Source organism: Helicobacter sp. 11S02629-2 (assembly GCF_002272875.1).
Lineage (GTDB): Bacteria > Campylobacterota > Campylobacteria > Campylobacterales > Helicobacteraceae > Helicobacter_I.
Genome location: NZ_MLAN01000043.1, coordinates 1 through 1,065 on the forward strand (window position 1 = coordinate 1; position 1,065 = coordinate 1,065).

Here is a 1,065-nt window from a genome sequence, read left to right on the forward strand (position 1 = left end):
TTTTTATAAAGTCTTCTAGGCTTTGTATCTTTGTTCTAAAAAGATCATTATTTTTAGTAGATAAGCCTAGGCTATCTAAGCTTTCATATATGTCTTTTTGTCCCTTCTTACTTACCTCTAGACTTAAGTTATAGATCTCATTTAAAGCTTCTTTATTAGCCACTAAGGTATCTAAGTCTTTGCCTTTAGGTAAAGAAGCTATCTTTTCTATAAGGTAGTTTGGACTTCCTTTTCCACTAAGCTTAAAATTTAAAGCCTCAAGATAGGTACTGATTATCTTCTTACTAAACTCTATAGCATCATTTAAAGAATCTATAGTTTCATCATAAAGTTTTAAGCCTTTATCTTGACTTATCAAGCCTTCTAGGGCTTTATTAGGAGTGCTTGGTAAAGCATCTTCTCCTAGTCTTGCAGCATTAGATAAAAGTTTACTAAAACCACTTACATCATCTGGTATATTACCTCTAGTGTTTTCATAAGAAGTTATAACCCACTGCTTTTCTCCCCACTTGCTTTGTCTTTTAGTTAAGTCTAGTTTATACCATTTCTCATTTTTGTTAAGCCATATGGTTTTATGGTTTTCATTACTACTAGCCCCTAGCCTTCCATTTGTAATTATTTCATTTAAGCCTTCTATTAGCCCTTCTTCTCCTTTTCCAAAGTCACTAAACTCTTTAATGTCTTTATCTAGTATATGGGCTAGTCCATAGCCAGTATGCTTATCTTTGTCTATAACTTTTCCATAAGGAAGGGTTATCTCTCCTAGATCAGATCTATAAAAAGCCCCACCAACTTGTCCACTTTTCTTTTTTAGCAAGTGTTTGATGGCATCTTTTTGCATGTGATAAAACCTTGTATCATCATATCCTAGCTCTTCTAGCACTAGAGGGATAGCTTCTTTGTTAGTAGTGTCTATCTTACTTACATCTTCCATAGCTTCTTTAGGGGTATTTAAGTCTGTGGTATCTTTAGAGATATTTGTATTAGCATCTACTTCTTTAGGACTTAAAGCTTCATCCTCTTTTAGCTTACTTGCAACTTTCGTGGTGTTTAAGTCTTTAAGGG

1 pseudogene is annotated in these 1,065 nt (G+C 33.6%); it reads right to left on the reverse strand.

The features are described from left to right. Positions 1-1,065 (reverse strand): annotated as a pseudogene (locus BKH40_RS08845) (hypothetical protein); the annotation flags it as partial.